This is a genomic window from Pseudonocardia sp. (assembly GCF_035305885.1).
GTDB lineage: Bacteria > Actinomycetota > Actinomycetes > Mycobacteriales > Pseudonocardiaceae > Pseudonocardia.
Genome location: NZ_DATGOP010000009.1, coordinates 1 through 18,250, shown reverse-complemented (window position 1 = coordinate 18,250; position 18,250 = coordinate 1). Strand labels below are relative to the sequence as shown.

The following is an 18,250-nucleotide window of genomic DNA, read 5'->3' as shown; positions in this document are numbered from 1 at the left end:
GTGGACGAGCGCCCGGTCTCCGAGGCGGGCGGCGGGAGCGCCGTGCGCCCGATGCTCGCCGTCGACCGGGAGGGCTTCGTCGCCCGCCACGGGCTGTGGGACGACGCGAAGCACGCCGCGGCCGCGCAGCTGCGCCGCGTGGTCGATGAGCTGGGCGTCGAGCGGGTGCGGATCGGGTTCGCCGACCAGCACGGCGTGGTGCACGGCAAGACCGTCACCCGGGAGGCGTTGCCCGCCGCGCTGCGCTCCGGGATCACCGTGCCGTCGTCGCTGCTGATCAAGGACACGTCCGGCCGCACGGTCCCGCCGGTGTTCACCGCCGACCCCGGGCTCGGCGTCGGCGGCTTCGCCGGGGTGGGCGACGTCGTGCTCGTGGCGGACCCGACCACGTTCCGGGTGCTGCCGTGGTCGCGCGACACCGGGTGGCTGCTGTGCGACGTGCACTTCCCGGACGGGCGGCGGGTGCCGTTCTGCACGCGCGGGCTGCTGCGCGACGAGCTGCGCCGGCTCGCGGCCACCGGGCTCGAGCTGACCGTCGGCGTGGAGCTGGAGTTCCACGTCTTCGGCGAGCCCGGCGCGGACGGCGTCCCGACCCCGCTCACCGGCGGCGGCCAGCTCCTGCACGAGGAGGGCCTCGACCGCCACGACGACCTCGTCCGCACCCTGCACCGCGGGCTCACCGACCTCGACCTGCCCGTGCGCTCGCTGGAGCTGGAGTTCGGGCCGAGCCAGTTCGAGGTCACCCTCGCCGCCCGGGCCGCCCACCGGGCCGCCGATGACGTCGTGCTGACCCGGGCCGCGATCCGGCAGCTGTGCCGGCGCGCCGGGCTGCGCGCCACGTTCATGTCGCGGCCCGCGGGCAGCGAGTCGGCCAGCACCGGCTGGCACCTGCACCAGTCGCTGCGCGACGGCACCGGGCGGGCCGTCATGGACGAGCCCGGCGAGGTCCTCTCGGCGACCGGCAGGCGGTGGCTGGGCGGGCTGCTCGCGCACGCGGCGGCCGGGTCGGTCTTCGCGACGCCCACGGTCAACGGCTACAAGCGGTTCCGGCCGCATTCGCTCGCGCCGGACCGGGTGGGCTGGGGGATCGACAACCGGGCCGCGATGATCCGGGTCGTGCCGGACCGCGGGGAGGGAGCGCGGCTGGAGAACCGCGCGGGCGAGCCCGCCGCGAACCCGTACCTCTACATCGCGGCACAGGTGGTCGCCGGGCGGGACGGGATCGCGACCGCGGCCGATCCCGGCGAGCCGCTCGACGCGCCCTACTCGGCGCCGGTGGCGGCGCTGCCCCGCTCGCTGGGCGAGGCGCTCGACGCGCTGGCCGCCGACCCGGTGTTCGAGCGGGCGTGGGGGAGCGAGGTCGTGCGCTGGTTCACCACGCTGAAGCGGGCCGAGTACGAGCGCTACCTCGCCCACGTGTCCGACTGGGAGCAGCGCGAGTACTTCGGGCTGCTGTGAGCCGGTCAGCCGCGGAACACCGTGCGGGAGCGCCGCTCGTACCAGCGGGCGAGCGCCTCGCCCGCGGCGATGACGTGGTCGCGCATCAGCCTGCGGGCGAGCTCGCCGTCGCCCGCCGCGAGCGCGTCGACGATCTGCTCGTGCTGGGCGAGGTTGTTGCTGCGCAGCCGCGGGTTGTCGCGCAGCACGAGCTCGGCGACGTTGCGCGGGAACGCGTCGTTGATGTCGCGGATGGTGCGGGCGAGCCGCTCGTTCCCGGCGACCTCGTGGATGAGCGCGTGGAACCGGTCGTTCGCCACGGTGAGCGGGGACGGCGCGCCGTCGGCGGCGGGCGGGTCCTCGCGCACGACCTCGAGCGTGCGCCGCAGCTCGTCGAGGTGCTCGGCGGTCACCTCGCCGACGGCGCGGACGCAGGCGAGCCCCTCCAGCTCGGCCCGCACCTCGTAGGCCTCCCTGACCTCCCACGGCGCGGGGACGCGCACCACCGCCCCGCGGCGGGGCAGCACCTCGATCAGCCCGCCAGCCTGCAGCTGGCGCAGCGCCTCCCGGATCGGTGTGCGGCTGACCCCGAGTGCCGCGGCGAGCTCGGCCTGGCGCAGCTGGGCGCCGATCGGGATCTCGCCCGACATGATCCGGGCGCGGATCGCGGCGGCGGTCTCGTCGACGAGGGCGCTCGGCCCACGCGGAGCCGGGTCGGAGTCCACGCTCGAAGCCCCTTCCGCCCGACGGTGCCGGACCCAGCATCGCGTCGGGATACCGGAATCGCAACCTGGGATCCAAGGGTAGGGGGTGCCGGCCGGCGCTGTGTGAAGTTCACCGCGGGTGGGCGGGGTCCGGTGGTGGCGGCCGCGGTCAGTGCAGCGCCAGGGTGCGGATGAGCAGGCGGGCGGCGTCGCCGCCGGACTCCACCGCGATCCGCACGGCGGAGGGGACGTCGAGGTCACCCAGTAGCGCCGCGCGCACGCGCTCCACGGCGGCCTCGCTCGTGCCCGGGGTGCCGCCCGCGCCGTAGAGCTCCTCGAGCAGGGCCGTCGCGTCCGCGAGCGCGCCCGGCCGGTACTCCCAGGCCTGGTCCCACCGGCGATCCAGCAGCATCAGGCGCACGGCCGCACCCGGGGCGTCACGCAGCAGGTCGCCCACCAGCACGAGGTTGCCGGTGGACTTGGCCATCTTGGCCCCGTCGAGGCAGACCGTGCCGACGTGGACCTGCCGCCGCGCGAACGGCGCTGCGCCGGTGGCCGCCTCGACCATCGCCGCCTGGTAGACGTGGTGCGGGAACGCGAGGTCCGCGCCCCCGGTGAGCACGTCGACCACCCCGCCGAGCGTGGCGAGCGCCATCGCCGCGCACTCGGCGTGCCAGCCCGGGCGGCCGGGGCCCCACGGGCTCGGCCAGGCCGGGTCGCCCGGCCCGGACCGCTGCCACACGGCCACGTCGAACGGGTCGTCGCGCAGCGGGTCGTCCGGGCGGTCGCCGTACTCCGTCGACAGCGCGAGCGCCTCGTCCCGGGACAGGCCCACGGTGTCCGGCAGGTGCGCCCCCCGGAAGAACACGTGCCCGTCGCGCTCGTAGGCCGCGCCCGTGGCGAGCAGCGCGGACGCCAGCCGGACCACGTGCTCGACGTGGTGGCGGGCGTGCGGCGCGTGGGTCGGCGGCCGGACGTGCAGCGCGGCCATGTCCCGGTCGAACCAGTACTCCTGGATCAGGCCGAACTCGTCGTAGGACCGGCCCCGCTCGGCGGCCGCGCGGGTCAGCACGTCGTCGACGTCGGTGACGTTGCGCGTGAGGACGGCGTCGATCCCGGTCAGCCGGATCACCTGGCGGAGCACGTCGGTCCACACGAACGCCGACGCGTGACCCAGGTGCGTCACGTCGTAGGGGGTGATCCCGCAGGAGTAGATGCGGGCGGGAACGGTGAGCGGCAGCGGCGCGCCGGCCAGCACCAGCGTCCCGGACGGCCCGCTGCTCGGCTCGGGCACCGTGTGACCCGTCGGTCCGGACATCGGTCCATGGTGGCACGTCCGGCGGCCACGCGGGTCGACCGGAACGGGTGGCGGCCCCCGCGGGCGAATAGGGTCGCCCCGTGGCGTTCACGCATCGCTCCCTCGCGGCGCGGGAGGCGATCCTCGCCGCGGCGCGCGCGCGTTTCACCGAGCAGGGCTACGACCGCACGACCATCCGCCAGGTGGCCGCCGACGCCGGCATCGACCCGTCCATGGTGATGCGGTACTACGGCAGCAAGGAGGGCCTGTTCGCCGCGGCCGTGGACGTCGACCTGCGGCTGCCCGACCTCACGACGTTCCCGCGCGCGCAGGTCGCGGGCGTGCTGGCCCGGCACTTCGTGGCGATGTGGGGCGGTGAGGAGGGTGGGCCGCTGCGCATCCTGCTGCGGTCGGCCGTGACGCACGAGGTGGCGGCCGAGCGGCTGCGGGCGGTGTTCGCCGACCAGGTGGCCGGGATGGTTCGCGGCCTGCTGGGGGAGGGGCCGGGGACGGTCGTGCGGGCCGGGCTGCTCAGCACGCAGCTGCTCGGGGTCGCGCTGACCCGCTACGTCCTGCGGCTGCCCCCGGTGGTCGCGATGAGCGACGAGGAGGTCGTCGCGATCGTCACCGAGTTCGTCGACCGCATCCTCAACGGCCCGCTGCCCCCCTCCGCGGACGGGGCGCGGCCCGTCGCGGGATGACCGCCCGGCGCGCTCGACCGCTCCGCGGGCCGGTCGTGCTCTGCCCGCGGTGGGGAAGCGGCCCGGCGGCGGTGACAGACGGGCTCCGCGCCCGCGGGAAACCGGTTGCCCGCCCTGGCGGCGGCGAGGTCGAATCGGGCCGTGCCCTTCGACGCGATGTCCTTCGATCCGCGCACGAGCTTCGGCCCGCAGGTGGCGGCCACCTACGACGAACAGCCCCGGGGTGACGAGGAGGCGGCCGTGGCCCGGCTCGCCGAGCTGGCGCGGGGAGGGCCCGCGCTCGAGCTCGCGATCGGCACCGGCCGGATCGCCCTGCCGCTCGCCGCGACCGGCGTCCGCGTGGACGGCATCGAGCTCTCCGAGGCCATGATCGAGAAGCTGCGGGCGAAGCCGGGCGGCGACGCGCTCGCGGTGACCTGCGGCGACATGGCCGAGGTGCAGCTGTCGGACCGCTACCGGCTGGTCTACGTCGTGTTCAACTCGCTGATGAACCTCATCACCCAGGACCAGCAGGTCGCCTGCGTCGCCAACGCGGCCCGCCACCTCACCGACGACGGCGTGTTCGTCGTCGAGAACGTCGTCCCGGACCCGATGTACGGGCTGCGGCAGGACCGTGACGGCGTCGACCAGTACGTCGACGCGTCCCGGGTCGAGCCCGGGCGCGTGTCGGTCGAGGTGGGCCGGTTCGACCGGGCCACCCAGCGCGTCGACAAGTGCCACGTCCAGCTCACCGAGTCCGGCTTCCGCCTCGACCCGCTCGCGCTGCGCTACGTCTGGCCCAGCGAGCTCGACCTCATGGCCCGGCTCGCCGGGCTGCGGCTGCTGCACCGCTGGGGCGGCTGGGCGGGTGAGCCGTTCGACGGGCGCAGCCTGCGCCACGTCTCGGTCTACCGGCGCTGACCGGCGTCACGCCGCGTAACGCTCGCGGTAGCCGCGCAGGCGGTCCAGCCCGGCCGGGGACGCCGCCCCGGTGACCACCGCGCCCTCGCCGAGCAGCACCGCGGCGAGGTCGTCGAGCACCCACAGCGCCCCGAGCGGGCACGACAGCGAGGCCCACCGCATCGCGTCCACCTCCACCACGCGCCCGCCGCGCACCGCGCCGAGCCGCTGCCACAGCGGTTCGGAACGCAGGAAGGTCGGGTCGGCGGTCGGCCCGGTCAGGAGCAGGACGACGTCGGCGTCGTGCTCGGTGAACCGCTCGGTCGAGATCGGGACGAACGGGGTGGCGGGGTCGGTGAGGCCCCGCTGCGCCGCCGGGCGGGGCAGGCCGAGCGCGGCGGCGACGGAGCCGGCCGGCGTCCCGGCGCCGAGCGCGTACAGCGACCGGCCGTCGAGGCCGGGTGAGAGCAGCGAGACGGTGGGCGGCGAACCCGCCCGCAGCCGGCCGGCGAGCTCGGTCGTCCGCCGGTGCACGTCCTGCAGCAGCGGGCCCGCGTCGGCGCCCATGGCCGCGGCGAGGGCGCGGCAGTCGGCGGCGTGGTCGCCGGTGCGCTCGACGGTGTGCAGCGGCGCGAGACCGTCGAGCACGCCGTCGCCGCCGGGTGGGCGGAACCCGACGAGCCGCTGCGGTCGCAGCGCGGCCAGCCGTTCGACGTCGATCTCGCCGCCCGCGCCGGACACGTCGGTCACCGGGCTGCCCTGGAGTCGCTCGACGGCCGTCAGGAGCGGGTCGGCGGAGAGGAAGGAGGCGGTGCCCACCTGGTCGCGGCCCAGCAGCAGCGCGAGCGCGGCGGTCGTGCCGTCCAGGGTGACGAGCCCGCCGGGCGGGCCGGCGGCGTGGACGTCCCGGGCGCATCCGGCGAGGAGGGCGGCCGCGGCGGCGCCGAGCAGCGACCGCCGGGTGAGCGACAGCGACGTGATCACGTTGCAGGGGTCGCCGCGGCGCCGGCTCCGGTTCCCGCGGATCAGGGCGGGCCGAGCACCTCGGGCGTGGTGAGGGCACGGGCGGCCGCGGCCACGTACTGCTCGGATGCCTGCTCGGCGACGCCGAGGACGACGCCCTGCACCAGCCCGACCAGGAGCGCCCGGAGCGCGGTGGCCAGCCGACCGGCCTGCGCCGCGGTCAGCGGGGTGCCGCGGTGGAGGCGCCCGGTGAACAGGTCGGTGAGCCGCTCCTGGTGCGCGCGGACCGACGTGGCCAGCCGGGCCTGCAGGTCGGGGTCGCGCAGCGCCGTGTCCTGGAGGCTGATCTCGAACGCCAGGTGCCGCAGCGCCACCGGGTCGTCGATGATGCGGCGGTGGTGGCGGGCGACCGCCTCGACGGCGTCCTGCAGGTCCAGCCCGGCGGGGACGCCCCGCTCGATGCGGTCGTAGTGGCGGCCGATGTGGTCGGTGACGAGGGCGGCGAGCAAGGCGTTCTTGCTGCCGAACAGCGAATACACCGCGCCGGTCGTCAGGCCGGCCTGTTCGGTGATCTCGCCGAGCCGGGCCCGGTGGCCGTCGCGGGCGACGATCCGGCGCGCGGCGTCGAGCAGGGCGCGGCGGTTGCGCTCCTTCGCCTCGGCCCTTGTCGTTCTCATAATCGGATTATTACGGTAATCGGATTATGAATCTCGCCGAGTGCATGCGCCGGGTGCCCGACTTCCCGCGGTTCCCCTCGGTGGACGACCTCCACGCCGAGATGGATGCCCTGGCCACCGCCCACCCCGAGCTCGTGCGCGTGCGTCGGTTGGGCACGTCCCGGCAGGGCGAGCCGCTGCGTGTGCTGACCCTAGGGGACGGCCGGGCGGATGCGGTCGTCATCGGCGGACCACATCCGAACGAACCGATCGGCGGGCTCACCGTCGGCGCGCTGGCCGGCCTGCTCTGCCGGGACGCCGCGCTGCGGGCCGAGCTCGGGCTGCGCTGGCACCTCGTCGCGTGCATCGACCCGGACGGCGCCCGGCTCAACCAGGGCTGGTTCGGCCGGCCCGGCGACCGCAGGGCCTACGCCGAGCACTTCTACCGCCCGGACCCGGCCGAGCAGGTGGAGTGGACCTTCCCCCTGTCCGGTGCGGGCTACCGGTTCGACCGGACGCTGCCGGAGACCTCGGCGCTGATGCGGCTGATGGACGAGGTGGAGCCGGCGCTGGTGTGCTCGCTGCACAACGGCGAGCACCACGGCGTCTTCTTCTACCTCAACCGCGACGACCCGGAGCTCGGCCGCGGGCTCGGCGAGCTGGCCTCGATCGCGGGCCTGCCGCTGCACCACGGCGAGGCGGAGCTGCCGGGCTCGCGGTTGATCGCCCCGGCCGTCTACGCCACGCAGGACGGCGCGCGGGTGGGCGCGATGCTCGGGGCGGGCGCGGGCAGCGCCGACTACGCCGCCCGGTTCGGCGCGCTGCACCTCGTCCCGGAGGTGCCGATGTGGACCGACCAGCGGGTGGCCGACCGGAGCGCGACCGGCACCGGGTACCACCAGCTGGTGGCCGACGGCGCGGCGGCCCGCCGGGAGGCGCTGGACATGCTGGAGCGCGAGTTCGCTGCCGTCGCGGGCGAGCTGCGGGTGCACACCCCGTTCGAACGCTCGCTGCGCGCGAGCCTGCGGACCTTCCGCACGGTCACCGCGCAGCGCCTCGCCCTGCCCGGCCAGGACCGGCCCGCCACCGTGGCGGAGGCGTTCGACCACCGGCAGGCGCTGCACCTGCTGCGGCTGCGCCTGCTCGGCACGTTCCTGCGCATGCTCGACGCCGAGATCGGCGCCGGGCGCCCGACGCCGCGCGTGCTCGCCCAGCGGAGCGCGCTCGGCGAGACGTTCGATCGCTGGGTGGCCGAGGCCCAGGCCGACACCCCGGGCCCCCCGTTGGAGATCCGCAGGCCGGTGGCGGTGCAGCTGGGCGCGATCCTGCTCGCCGCCACCCGGGCCACCAACGGCCACCGCGCGCCGGGCCGGGTCCCGGCGGGCCGGGAATCGACGTGATCGACGGGGACGGAGGGCGAAAAGGCTCGGGCGCGGGCGCGAGGCCGCATGGGCGTGGGCGCGCTTCGAGGGGGAGATCCGGATCTGTGGATGCCCGAGGCGCGAGGTGCACAACTCCCGCTTCCGACGAACGGCGCGCGTTGGTCGGATAGGTTCCGACCAACGCGCCGTTCGTCGGGAGAAGGAGCGGGAGAGGGGCACGTGCGGATCACCGGGTACCGGACCCTGACGGCGGTCCACGACCGCGGGCGCCCCCTCGGCGACGCCAACGGCGTGTTCGCCGACGGCGTGACCGAGCTGCCGATCGTGCTCGTGGACACCGACGCGGGGATCACCGGCGTCGGGCTCGGCCCGCACCCGGAGCTGGAGCGGGTGTTCGCCGCGATCGAGGGCGAGGACCCGCGCGCGGTCACCGCGCTCTACGACCGGATGCTCGACCGGGTGTTCAAAACCGGGCACGGCGGCGCGGTGTTCGGCACGATCGGCGCGCTCGACACCGCGCTGTGGGACATCAAGGCCAAGGCCGCGGGCGAGCCGCTGTGGCGGCTGCTCGGCGCCCGGTCGCCGCGGGTGCCCGCGTACGCCTCCGGCATCGACATCGCGCTGTCCGACGAGGAGCTCGCCGCGCTCTACCGGCGTTACGCCGAGCGCGGGCTGACCGCGGCGAAGCTCAAGGGCGGGCTGGACGTCGACGCCGACCGCAGGCGGCTGGCGCTGGTGCGCGACGTGCTCGCCGCGGCGGGCGCGCGCCGCCCGGCGCTGATGCTCGACGCGAACGAGGCGTGGTCGCGCAAGCAGGCCGTGCGCCACGTCGCCGAGCTGGAGCGCACGCTCGACCTCGTGTGGGTGGAGGAGCCGGTGCGGCGCTGGGACGCCGAGGGGTTCGCCGTGGTGAGCCGGGGCGTGCGCGCCGGGGTGGCGACGGGGGAGAACCTCACCGGGCTCGAGCAGTACCGGCCGCTGCTGGCGGCGGGCGGAGTGGACGTCGTGCAGGCGGGCGGGGTCTTCGGGATCACGCACTTCCTGCGGGTCGCGGTGCTGGCCCACGCCCACGACCTGCCGGTGAGCCCGGTCGGCGGCACGCCGAACCCGCTGGTCCACGCCGCGGCCGCGGTGCCCAACCACATCTCCTGCGAGCTGCAGGACCTCACCGGGCCTGCGGGCGTCCACACCGATCTCCGCGTGGAGGACGGGGCGATCGTGCTGGGCGAGCAGCCGGGCATCGGCGTGGAGGTGGACGAGGCCGCCCTGGGGGAGCGGGCGGCGAGGCCCGGGGCGGCCGAGGGCCCGCACGTCCGGCCGCCCGAGGCGGGCCGCCGCCTGGCCTGAGCGGCCGTCAGCCGGTCGTGCGCGCCCGGATCAGCACGGCCGCCGCGTTCGCGGTGACGACCAGCGCGATGCCGAGCCAGTCCAGCGCGGCGAGCGCCTCGCCGAGCGCGACGGCGCCGATCGCGGCCGCGAACACCGGGTGCACGCTCATGAAGAGCCCGAAGAAGTGGGCTGGGATCCGGCGCAGCGCCAGCAGGTCCACGACGAACGGCACGGTCGAGGCCAGCAGGCCGGCGGCCGCCGCGCAGGCGAGCGCGGCCGGGGTGGGCGGGTGGGCGAGCAGCACCGCGATCCCGATCGGCAGGTACGCGAGCGCCGACGCCGCGCTGGCCGCCGCCGACCCCGCCACGCCGGGTATCCGCCTGCCGACGGTGCGGTTGAGCAGGATGTAGGCCGACCAGCAGGCCGCCGCGAGCAGCCCGAGCGCGATCCCGAGGCCGTCGCTGGACGGCTGCGGGCGGGTGAGCAGGACGACGCCGGCCGCTGCGGCCGCGGCGCAGCCGATCGTCGCGCGGTGGCGCGCCCCGGCCAGCGCGACCGCGAGCGGGCCGAGGAACTCCAGCGTGACCGCGAGGCCGAGCCCGATGCGGTCGATCGCGGTGTAGAGCGAGACGTTCATCGTGCCGAAGACGGCGGCGAGGCCCACCACGGGCCACCACTGCCGTCGCGTGAACGCCCGCACCCGCGGCCTGCCGATGGCGAGCAGCGCCGCCCCGGCCACCCACTGGCGCACCGCCACCACGCCGACCGGCCCGATCACGTCGAACGCGAGCGAACCGACGGCGGCGCCGGTCTGGTTGGACAGGGCGCTGCCCAGGAGCATCGCGACGCCGGACGCCTCCCGGCGGGATCGGGTGTCGGTGTCCACCCGGCCAGCATGGGCGCCCTCCGAACATTCCCAAAATGCATTGTCCGTTTCATCGATACGCTCTGCGCATGGATGTCGAGGTGCGGCACCTGCGCTGCCTCGTCGCGATCGTCGACGCGGGCGGGTTCACCGGGGCGGCCGCGCAGCTGGGCGTCACGCAGCCGTCGGTGTCCCGGGCGCTCGCCGCGCTCGAGGAGGCGCTCGGCGTGCGGGTGCTGCGCCGCACCAGCCGGGAGGTGCTGCTCACCGCGGCCGGGGAGCGCGTGCTGGCCCGGGCGCGACGGGTCCTCGCCGAGGTCGACGACCTCGTCGAGGAGGCCCGCAGCGGGCACACGCGGCTGCGGCTCGGCCACGCGTGGGCGGCGATCGGCGAGCACACCGTCGAGCTGCAACGACGCTGGGCGGCCGCGCACCCGGACGTGGCGCTGCAGCTGGTGCGCACCAACACCGCCACCGGCGGCCTGGCCGAGGGCGTCTGCGACGTCGCGGTCGTGCGCTCGGCGCCCGGCCCCTTCCGGTTCGACGCCGCCCGGTTCGACAGCGTCCTGGTGGGCCTGGAGGCCCGCTACGGCGCCGTCGCCGCGGACGACCCGCTGGCCCGGCGCAGGCTGCTGCGGCTCGCCGACCTCTCCGACCGGGTCGTCGCGATCGACCCGCGAACCGGAACCACCACCGTGGACCTCTGGCCACCCGACGCGCGCCCGGAGGCGGAGGAGGTGCACGACGTCGACGACTGGCTCGCGGTCATCGCGAGCGGCCGCTGCGTCGGGGTCACCGCGGAGAGCACCCTCACCCAGTACCGGCGCCAGGGCGTGGTGTTCCGCCGGCTCCGCGACGCGCCACCGGTGCCGGTGCGGCTGGTCTGGTGGCGCGACGACCCGCACCCGGCGACCACCGACCTCGTCGGGCTGATGGCGGAGCTGTACCGGGACCGGCCGGGCGCTCGGCGCCGGACCTGAGGCGGTGGACGGGCCGCTGCCGCCCGTGCTAGGGACGAGAAGTGGCGATCAACAAACCAGACACGGCGTCGCGCCTCGAGCTGTATGCCCGCGCGTTCGGCCGGATCGAGGCGATCACGGCCGACGACGATCCCCGCTCGGCCGAGCAGAAGCTCGCGGCCGTCCGCCGGACCATCGCATGGGTCTCCGAGGAGGAGACCCGCCAGGTCGACCGCGCCGTCGCGGCCACGTCGCGGATGTTCGAGGCGATGACCGAACAGCAGCGGCGCTGGCTGGGGGACGATTTCTGAAGCGCGCCGGTTCATAAACGGCGTTGATGCCGGCCATCCCGACTATCTGTTTCCGGTGGGGCGCAGCCCGTTCCTACCGTCATCCCATGCGGATCGTGGTGTGTCGGCTCGACGAGTTCCCGCCGGGTGAACGGCGCATCGTCCGGGCGGGTCGGCGTTCCATCGGGGTGTTCCGGGTGGGGGACCGCTTCTACGCGATCAACAACCACTGCCCCCACATGGGCGGCCCGCTCTGCCTCGGCCGGACGAAGCCGTGGGTGACCTCGCGCGGGCCCGGCGACTTCGTGCTCGACACCGAGGAGGCGCTGCTCGCCTGCCCGTGGCACGGGTGGGAGTACGACCTCGCCACCGGCCAGTCCTTCCTCGGCCCCGGCGAGCCACCGGTCCGCACCTACGAGGTGTCCATCGAGCCGGAGAACCCCGCCGCCGCGCCGAAGGGCGGGCGGATCCCCGGGCCCTACGTGGCCGACACCTTCCCCGTGCACGTCGAGGACGCCTACGTCGTCGTCGAGACCACCCCCCGCCCGGCGGCGGTGCCGGGCGCCCGAGCCGCCGGAGGTGCCGGATGACGAGCACGCTACCCATGACCCGGCCCGCGGGACGGCGGGCCGGCTACACGATCGTCGACTCCGACATCCACCCGCACGCGCTGCCCCGCCAGATCCTGCCGAGGCTCACCGGGCAGCACCGCAGGCGGTTCGAGATGTTCGGCAGCCGCGTGCCCGGCCCGCCGGAGATCTACCCGCGGGTGCGCAACTCCGGGTTCCGGCTCGACTCCTGGCCCGAGGGCGGCTTCCCCGGCAGCGACCTGCAGCTGACGCGCGAGCAGCTGCTGGACGAGTTCGACATCGACCACGGCATCCTCATCCCGCTGCAGGGCCACAGCTGGGGGGTCGAGCAGCCGGAGTACGCCGCCGCCCTGTGCGCGGCGCTCAACGACTGGATCGTCGAGGAGTGGCTCGACCCGGAGCCGCGGCTGCGCAGCTCGATCGCGATCTCGATCGAGACGCCCGACCTCGCCGCGAGGGAGATCGCGCGCCGCGCGGCCGACCCCCGGTTCGTGCAGGTGCTGCTGTCCACGGGCGGCGAGTCCGGGTTCGGCGTGCGCCGCTACTGGCCGATCTACCGGGCCGCCGCCGAGGCGGGCCTGCCGATCGCGGCCCACACCGGCGGGCTGGAGCAGCACCGCGGCGCCGGCTGGCCCTCGTTCTACCTCGAAGAACACGTCTGGAACGGCAACCTGATGGCCTCGCTGGTCGTCAGCATGCTGTGCGAGGGCGTGTTCACCGAGTTCCCGTCGCTGCAGGTGATCTGCGTCGAGGGCGGCATCGCCTGGGCCGGGCCGCTGATGTGGGCGCTCGACGAGGCGTGGCCGAAACTGCGCGAGGACGTCCCGCACCTCACGCGCCCGCCGTCGGAGTACATCCGCGAGCACGTGTGGTTCACCACCCAGCCCGTCGAGGAGCCCGACGACCCGAAGCACCTGGAGATCGCCCTGCGCCACGTCGGCATGGACGACCGCATCATGTTCGCCTCCGACTACCCGCACTGGGACTTCGACTCGCCCACGCAGGCGCCGAAGCTGTTCCCGGCCGCGCTGCGCCCCGCGATCATGGGGTCGAACGCCTGCCGCCTGTACGGGCTGCCCGAGCGGGAGGCCGAGGCGTGACCGTCCTCCAGGAAGGGGCCACCGCCATCGAGACGGCGGTGATCGACACCGACGTCCACTGCTCGCCGAGCGCGCTGACCGACCTCTCGCCCCACCTCGACCCCTACTGGCGCGGCTACATCGCCGAGGGCGGGCTCGCGCTCTCGCCCACCCAGGGCGGGGCGTACCCGCCCGCGGCGCCCACCACCGGCGCGCCCGCGCCCACCTCGGTGGACCAGCTGCGGGAGGGCTTCCTCGACGCCGGCGGCCCGCAGTTGGCCGTGCTGAACTGCACGACGTCGTTCCACTGCAACCGCAACCCCTACTACGAGGCCGCCCTGTGCCGGGCCATCAACGACTGGCTGGTCGCCGAGTGGCTCGAGCGCGACGAGCGGCTGCGCGCGAGCATCGTGGTGCCCACCCTGGACACCGCGGCGGCGGTGGCCGAGATCGAGCGGATCGGCGACCACCCGCGGGTGGTGCAGGTGCTGTTGCCGGTGCGCACCGACGCCCCGTGGGGCAACGTCCGGCACCGCCCGCTGCTGCGGGCCGCGGTCGAGCGCGACCTCGTCGTGGGGCTGCACGCGTGGGGCCGCATCGGCAACGCCCCGACCTCGAGCGGCATGACCCACACCTACCTCGAGGACTACCTCGCCAACTCCCAGATCATCGTGCAGGCGCAGGTGACGAGCCTGGTCACCGAGGGCGTGTTCGCGCAGCTGCCGGACCTGCGGGTGACGCTCGTGGAATGCGGGTTCTCCTGGCTGCCCACCCTCCTGTGGCGGTTCGACAAGGACTGGAAGGGCGTGTGGCGCGAGGTCCCGTGGCTGGACGCCAAGCCCTCGGAGGTCGTGCGGCGGCACCTGCGGCTCACCACCGCCCCGGCCCACCTGCCCCGCGACCCGGCGCAGGTGCGGGAGGCGCTCGACCTGCTCGACGCGGCGAACCTGCTGCTGCACGCGAGCGACCACCCGCACGACCACGGCACCGGCGGTGAGCGGCTGCTCGCCGCGCTCACCGACGAGGAGCGGCGGCGGGTGCTGTCCGGTAACGCCGCGGACTGGTACCGCCTGGGGTGATGGAGGGATTCGCCGCCGCCGACGTCGCGACCCCGTCCGGGGCGCGCATCCGGGTACGCACCGCGGGCGCGGGCCCGCCGGTGGTGCTGCTGCACGGCTACCCGCAGACCTCGGCCATGTGGCACCTCCTCGCGCCCGAGCTGGCCCGCGACCACACGGTGGTGCTCGCCGACCTGCCCGGCTACGGCGACAGCACCGCCCCGCCCGGCGCGGGCGTCGAGGCCTTCGGGAAGCGGGCCATGGCCGCCGAGGTCGTGGCGGTCATGAGGGAGCTGGGGCACGAGCGGTTCGCGGTGGTCGGCCACGACCGCGGCGCCCGGTGCGCCTACCGGCTGGCGCTGGACCACCCGGACGCCGTCACCGCGCTCGCGGTGCTCGACATCCTGCCGACCGCCGACGTCTTCGCGCGGGTGGACGCCGCCTTCGCCCGCTCGGCGTGGCACTGGTTCTTCCTCGCCCAGCCCGGCGACCTGCCGGAACGGCTGATCGCCGCCGACCCGGACGCGTTCTTCCTCCGCGGCGCCCCGCCCTTCGCCGCGGAGGCGCTCGCCGCCTACCGGGCGGCCTGGTCGCGCCCCGAGGTGATCCACGCGATGTGCCAGGACTACCGGGCGGGGGCGACCGTCGACGTCGCCTGCGACGAGGCCGACCGCGGGCGGCGCACGATCGGCTGCCCGACGCTCGTGCTGTGGGGGACCAGGGGCCCGCTCGGCCGCGAACCCGACGTGCTCGGCACCTGGCGGGCGTGGGCGCCGCAGGTGGTCGGACACGCCCTCGACTGCGGCCACTACCTGGCCGAAGAACGTCCGGCCGAGACGATCGCCGCGCTGCGGGACATACTGGGCCGGTGGTGAGGCGGGCGACGTCGCTGGCGAACCTCGACCTGAACCTCCTCGTGATCCTGCGGGAGCTCCTGCGGGAGCGGAACGTCACCCGGGCCGCCCGCCAGGTCGGGATCACCCAGCCGGCGGCGAGCGCCGCGCTCGGCAGGCTGCGCCGCCACTTCGGCGACGAGCTGCTGGAACGCACCCGCGGCGGGTTCGTCCTCACCCCGCTCGGGGCGCAGCTCGCCACCCAGATCGAGACGGTCTGCGCGGGCGTCGAGCGGCTGTTCTCCACCGACCCGGCGTTCCGGCCGGAGGACTCCGAGCGGGAGTTCGCGCTGCTGGTGCCCGACTACGTGCTCGCGGCGATGGGGGAGAACCTGTCGCGGGTCATGCACGCCGAGGCGCCCGGGACCCGGCTGCACATGAAGGTGGTCCACGAGTCGATGCCCGCCGACCTGCTGGAGACGCTGCGGGTGCTCGACGGGATCGTGTCGGTGCCGATGCCGCGGTTCCAGGTCACGGGCATCCGCGGCCGCGAGCTGTTCCGCGACCGGTGGGTGTGCGTCGTCGCCGCCGACAACCCCGTCGGCGACCGCTTGGAGCTCTCCGACCTGGAACGCCTGCCCTGGGTGGTGCCGCACCACCCCGACGGCGACTACCCCGCCACGTCGCCGCTCGCGCCGCTGTTCGCCCGGCTGTCGCGGCGCCCGAAGGTCGCCGTGCGCGTCGACAGCTACCAGGCCACCCCGTACTTCGTCGCGGGCACCGGGCGGGTGGCGGTGATGCAGCGGCGGCTCGCGGTGCGCTTCGCCGACCGCCCCGACCTGCGGGTGCTGGAATGCCCCGGCGACCCGCCGCCGATCGTCGAGACGCTGTGGTGGCACGCCAAGAACGACGAGGACGACGCCCACACGTGGTTCCGGTCGATGGTGGCCCGCGCCGCCGAGTGCGGCGAGCCCGACGCCGCGGCGGGGAAGCGCCATCCACGGGATTGATGGTGCGCATGCCAACTCGTGATTTCCGGGGATGCGAGGTGGGTTCCTAGCGTCGTCGGCGAACCGAGCAGCGCGCACAGGGGGGTGCCCGTGGCCGATCCGGTCGACGCCCGCGATGCCCGAACCGACGACGGCCCCGTGGTGGACGTCGTCCCGCTCATCGAGAACCAGCGGATCGGCCGGTTCTGGCTGCTGCTGTTCGCCGTGTCCTGGGCGGTGACGTTCCTCGACGGGTTCGACCTGCAGATCATCTCGTTCGCGGGCCGCTACATCCAGGAGTCGTTCGCCCTCACCAACACCCAGCTCGGCACGCTCGGCACCGTCGGCGTGGTGGGCACCCTGCTCGGCGGCATCGTGCTGGGCTACCTCGGGGACCGGGTGGGCCGCAAGCCCGCGATCCTCTGCTCGACGGTCGGCTTCGGCGTCTTCATGCTGCTGTTCGCCGTCGCGCAGGGCTACGCGCAGCTGGTGGTGCTGCGGTTCGCCACGGGCGTGTTCCTCGGCGGGGCGCTGCCGCTGGTGTGGGCCGTGGTGACGGAGTTCGCCCCGGTGCGGCTGCGCTCGACCTCGGTCGTGATCACGATGATCGGCTACAGCCTCGGCAGCGCGTCGGGCGGGCCGGTGTCCAACCTGCTCATCCCGCGCTTCGGCTGGGAGTCGGTGTTCATCGCGGGCGGGGTCGCGTCCCTGCTCGCCGCCGTCCCGGTGGTGCTGTTCCTGCCGGAGTCGGTGAAGTTCCTCGCCCAGAAGGACTTGCACCAGCACCGCATCGCCGCGATCCTGCGCCGCGCCGTCCCCGCGGCCGAGCTGCCGGAGGGCGCCCGGTTCGTCGTCGGCACCGCCGGGCGCGCCCGCGCGCCGTTCCGCCCGGCCGACCTGTTCCGCGGCGGCCGGCTCGCGCTGATCACCCCGCTGGTGTGGCTGGCCTACACCTGCTCGTCGGCGATCGTGTTCTACCTGGCGTTCTGGGGGCCGATCCTCAACGAGCGGATCGGGTTCAGCGTGTCCGCCGCGGCGACGCTGGCCGCCTGGACCGCCGTCGCCGGGGCCGCCGGGCAACTTCTGATCGGGCGGTTCATCGATCACCGGGGCGCCGGGACGATCGCGTGGATGCCGCTGCTCGCGGTGCCCTGTCTCATGCTCATCGGGCTCGTCCCGCTGAACGCGGCCACCTACGTCGCCGTGATCATCCTGGCGCACGTGTTCGTGATCGGCGGCCACGGCGGGATCATCTCGATCTGCGGGATCTTCTACCGGCCCGCGATCCGCGCCAACGGGGCCGGCTGGGCGACGTCGGTCGCCAAGTTCGGCGCGATGCTCGGCCCGTGGCTCGCGGGTTTCGTCATGGACCACGGCCTCGACGCCCGCGGCACGTTCTTCGTCTTCGGGTTCTTCCCGGTCGCCATGGTGGTGCTGCTGGTGGTGCTGGGGCGCATCCAGAAGGGGCTGCCCGCCGGCGCCGACGGGTCGCTGCGCGCCCCGGAGCCGGCGGTGCGCTGAGCGGGGTCGCGCCGAGCTTCCGCGTTGCGAAAGCGCTGTCGAGCCGGGCCCCGCGCCGCGGGCATCGTGAGGTGCATGAGCATGACCACCCGCGCCGCGATCTGCCGGGAGCCCCGCAGGCCGTGGGAGATCACCGACGTCGAGCTCGACGACCCGCGCGCGAACGAGGTGCGCATCCGGTTCCACGCCGCCGGGTTGTGCCACTCCGACGACCACATCCAGAAGGGCGACGCCCGGATGCGGTTCCCGGTGGTCGGCGGGCACGAGGGCGCCGGGGTGGTCGAGGCGGTCGGCGAGGGCGTCACCCGGGTCGCGGTCGGCGACCACGTGGTCTGCTCGTTCATCCCCGCGTGCGGGGCCTGCCGCTACTGCTCGACGGGCCGGCAGAACCTGTGCGACGCGGGCAAGAACGCCTCGACCGGCGAGTTCCCGGACGGGACGTTCCGGTTCCACCTCGACGGGGAGGACCTCGGCGGGCTGTGCGTGCTCGGCACGTTCTCCGAGCGCGCCGTGGTGTCGGAGTTCTCGTGCATCCCGATCCCCGACGACATCCCGTTCGACGTCGCCGCGCTGGTGAGCTGCGGGGTGCCGACCGGCTGGGGCTCGGCGGTGTACGCCGCGGGGGTGCGCGCCGGCGACACCGTGGTGATCTACGGCGCGGGTGGGGTGGGCAGCAACGCGGTGCAGGGGGCCCGGTACGCGGGCGCGAAGAACGTGG

19 protein-coding genes are annotated in these 18,250 nt (G+C 75.0%); 14 read left to right on the top strand and 5 right to left on the bottom strand.

Annotated features, from left to right (window positions below):
• The gene (locus tag VKZ81_RS01155; RefSeq protein WP_324239469.1) at window positions 1-1,458 is read left to right on the top strand and encodes a glutamine synthetase family protein; all 1,458 of its coding nucleotides are present in this window, start codon (window positions 1-3) and stop codon (window positions 1,456-1,458) included.
• 5 nt (window positions 1,459-1,463) lie between these two features.
• On the opposite strand, the gene VKZ81_RS01150 is transcribed toward VKZ81_RS01155, so the two are convergent.
• Together VKZ81_RS01150 and VKZ81_RS01145 are read right to left on the bottom strand one after the other, a co-directional pair.
• Window positions 1,464-2,162, bottom strand: a complete 699-nt coding sequence (locus VKZ81_RS01150; RefSeq protein ID WP_324239468.1) for a GntR family transcriptional regulator — start codon at window positions 2,160-2,162, stop codon at window positions 1,464-1,466.
• 148 nt (window positions 2,163-2,310) lie between these two features.
• Window positions 2,311-3,459 (bottom strand): cysteine--tRNA ligase, encoded by a 1,149-nt coding sequence (locus tag VKZ81_RS01145; RefSeq protein ID WP_324239467.1) that lies wholly within the window; start codon window positions 3,457-3,459, stop codon window positions 2,311-2,313.
• Between the two features lie 80 nt (window positions 3,460-3,539).
• Here VKZ81_RS01145 and VKZ81_RS01140 point away from each other — a divergent pair, with 80 nt between their 5' ends.
• Together VKZ81_RS01140 and VKZ81_RS01135 are read left to right on the top strand one after the other, a co-directional pair.
• Window positions 3,540-4,139 carry a TetR/AcrR family transcriptional regulator gene (locus VKZ81_RS01140; protein WP_324239466.1) on the top strand — a complete coding sequence of 200 codons (600 nt, stop codon included), beginning with the start codon at window positions 3,540-3,542 and terminating at the stop codon, window positions 4,137-4,139.
• Window positions 4,140-4,295: 156 nt separating this feature from the next.
• Window positions 4,296-5,039 carry a class I SAM-dependent DNA methyltransferase gene (locus tag VKZ81_RS01135; protein ID WP_324239465.1) on the top strand — a complete coding sequence of 248 codons (744 nt, stop codon included), beginning with the start codon at window positions 4,296-4,298 and terminating at the stop codon, window positions 5,037-5,039.
• Between the two features lie 6 nt (window positions 5,040-5,045).
• Here the strand turns inward: VKZ81_RS01135 and VKZ81_RS01130 are convergent, their stop codons facing one another.
• Together VKZ81_RS01130 and VKZ81_RS01125 are read right to left on the bottom strand one after the other, a co-directional pair.
• Window positions 5,046-6,002 (bottom strand): ABC transporter substrate-binding protein, encoded by a 957-nt coding sequence (locus VKZ81_RS01130; protein ID WP_324239464.1) that lies wholly within the window; start codon window positions 6,000-6,002, stop codon window positions 5,046-5,048.
• A gap of 41 nt (window positions 6,003-6,043) precedes the next feature.
• Window positions 6,044-6,658, bottom strand: coding sequence for a TetR/AcrR family transcriptional regulator (locus VKZ81_RS01125; RefSeq protein WP_324239463.1), 615 nt, complete (start codon window positions 6,656-6,658; stop codon window positions 6,044-6,046).
• A gap of 26 nt (window positions 6,659-6,684) precedes the next feature.
• Here VKZ81_RS01125 and VKZ81_RS01120 point away from each other — a divergent pair, with 26 nt between their 5' ends.
• Together VKZ81_RS01120 and VKZ81_RS01115 are read left to right on the top strand one after the other, a co-directional pair.
• Entirely contained in the window at window positions 6,685-8,037 is a 1,353-nt protein-coding gene (locus tag VKZ81_RS01120; RefSeq protein WP_324239462.1) for a M14 family zinc carboxypeptidase, read from the top strand.
• A 201-nt stretch (window positions 8,038-8,238) separates the two neighbouring features.
• Entirely contained in the window at window positions 8,239-9,366 is a 1,128-nt protein-coding gene (locus VKZ81_RS01115) for a mandelate racemase/muconate lactonizing enzyme family protein (RefSeq protein WP_324239461.1), read from the top strand.
• Between the two features lie 7 nt (window positions 9,367-9,373).
• Here VKZ81_RS01115 and VKZ81_RS01110 read toward each other — a convergent pair whose 3' ends face one another.
• Window positions 9,374-10,234, bottom strand: a complete 861-nt coding sequence (locus tag VKZ81_RS01110; RefSeq protein WP_324239460.1) for an EamA family transporter — start codon at window positions 10,232-10,234, stop codon at window positions 9,374-9,376.
• Window positions 10,235-10,302: 68 nt separating this feature from the next.
• Between VKZ81_RS01110 and VKZ81_RS01105 the strand changes: the two genes are divergently transcribed.
• From VKZ81_RS01105 to VKZ81_RS01065, 9 genes are all read left to right on the top strand, one after another.
• A complete protein-coding gene (locus VKZ81_RS01105) occupies window positions 10,303-11,193 on the top strand; it encodes a LysR family transcriptional regulator (protein WP_324239459.1) in 891 nt (296 codons plus the stop codon).
• A gap of 41 nt (window positions 11,194-11,234) precedes the next feature.
• The gene (locus tag VKZ81_RS01100) at window positions 11,235-11,483 is read left to right on the top strand and encodes a hypothetical protein (protein ID WP_324239458.1); all 249 of its coding nucleotides are present in this window, start codon (window positions 11,235-11,237) and stop codon (window positions 11,481-11,483) included.
• An 86-nt stretch (window positions 11,484-11,569) separates the two neighbouring features.
• The gene (locus VKZ81_RS01095) at window positions 11,570-12,052 is read left to right on the top strand and encodes a Rieske (2Fe-2S) protein (RefSeq protein ID WP_324239457.1); all 483 of its coding nucleotides are present in this window, start codon (window positions 11,570-11,572) and stop codon (window positions 12,050-12,052) included.
• Window positions 12,049-13,152: an amidohydrolase family protein gene (locus tag VKZ81_RS01090; RefSeq protein ID WP_324239456.1), complete on the top strand. Its 1,104-nt coding sequence runs from the start codon at window positions 12,049-12,051 to the stop codon at window positions 13,150-13,152. Before VKZ81_RS01095 ends, VKZ81_RS01090 begins: the two co-directional genes overlap by 4 nt.
• Window positions 13,149-14,210 (top strand): amidohydrolase family protein, encoded by a 1,062-nt coding sequence (locus VKZ81_RS01085; protein WP_324239455.1) that lies wholly within the window; start codon window positions 13,149-13,151, stop codon window positions 14,208-14,210. Before VKZ81_RS01090 ends, VKZ81_RS01085 begins: the two co-directional genes overlap by 4 nt.
• Window positions 14,210-15,064, top strand: a complete 855-nt coding sequence (locus VKZ81_RS01080; protein ID WP_324239454.1) for an alpha/beta fold hydrolase — start codon at window positions 14,210-14,212, stop codon at window positions 15,062-15,064. Before VKZ81_RS01085 ends, VKZ81_RS01080 begins: the two co-directional genes overlap by 1 nt.
• On the top strand, window positions 15,058-16,032 hold the full coding sequence (locus VKZ81_RS01075) for a LysR family transcriptional regulator (protein ID WP_324239453.1): 975 nt from the start codon (window positions 15,058-15,060) through the stop codon (window positions 16,030-16,032). The genes VKZ81_RS01080 and VKZ81_RS01075 overlap by 7 nt, the downstream gene beginning before the upstream one ends.
• A 90-nt stretch (window positions 16,033-16,122) precedes the next feature.
• Window positions 16,123-17,532, top strand: a complete 1,410-nt coding sequence (locus tag VKZ81_RS01070) for an MFS transporter (RefSeq protein ID WP_324239452.1) — start codon at window positions 16,123-16,125, stop codon at window positions 17,530-17,532.
• A gap of 75 nt (window positions 17,533-17,607) precedes the next feature.
• On the top strand, window positions 17,608-18,250 hold a 643-nt coding region (locus tag VKZ81_RS01065; RefSeq protein WP_324239451.1), incomplete at its 3' end, for an alcohol dehydrogenase catalytic domain-containing protein.

What these genes read in the sequence shown, in the direction of transcription:
- VKZ81_RS01145 (WP_324239467.1), bottom strand. Translation starts at nt 3,459, where the DNA reads ATGTCCGGACCGACGGGTCACACGGTGCCCGAGCCGAGCAGCGGGCCG.
- VKZ81_RS01135 (WP_324239465.1), top strand. Translation starts at nt 4,296, where the DNA reads ATGTCCTTCGATCCGCGCACGAGCTTCGGCCCGCAGGTGGCGGCCACC.
- VKZ81_RS01125 (WP_324239463.1), bottom strand. Translation starts at nt 6,658, where the DNA reads ATGAGAACGACAAGGGCCGAGGCGAAGGAGCGCAACCGCCGCGCCCTG.
- VKZ81_RS01120 (WP_324239462.1), top strand. Translation starts at nt 6,685, where the DNA reads ATGAATCTCGCCGAGTGCATGCGCCGGGTGCCCGACTTCCCGCGGTTC.
- VKZ81_RS01105 (WP_324239459.1), top strand. Translation starts at nt 10,303, where the DNA reads ATGGATGTCGAGGTGCGGCACCTGCGCTGCCTCGTCGCGATCGTCGAC.
- VKZ81_RS01095 (WP_324239457.1), top strand. Translation starts at nt 11,570, where the DNA reads ATGCGGATCGTGGTGTGTCGGCTCGACGAGTTCCCGCCGGGTGAACGG.
- VKZ81_RS01090 (WP_324239456.1), top strand. Translation starts at nt 12,049, where the DNA reads ATGACGAGCACGCTACCCATGACCCGGCCCGCGGGACGGCGGGCCGGC.
- VKZ81_RS01080 (WP_324239454.1), top strand. Translation starts at nt 14,210, where the DNA reads ATGGAGGGATTCGCCGCCGCCGACGTCGCGACCCCGTCCGGGGCGCGC.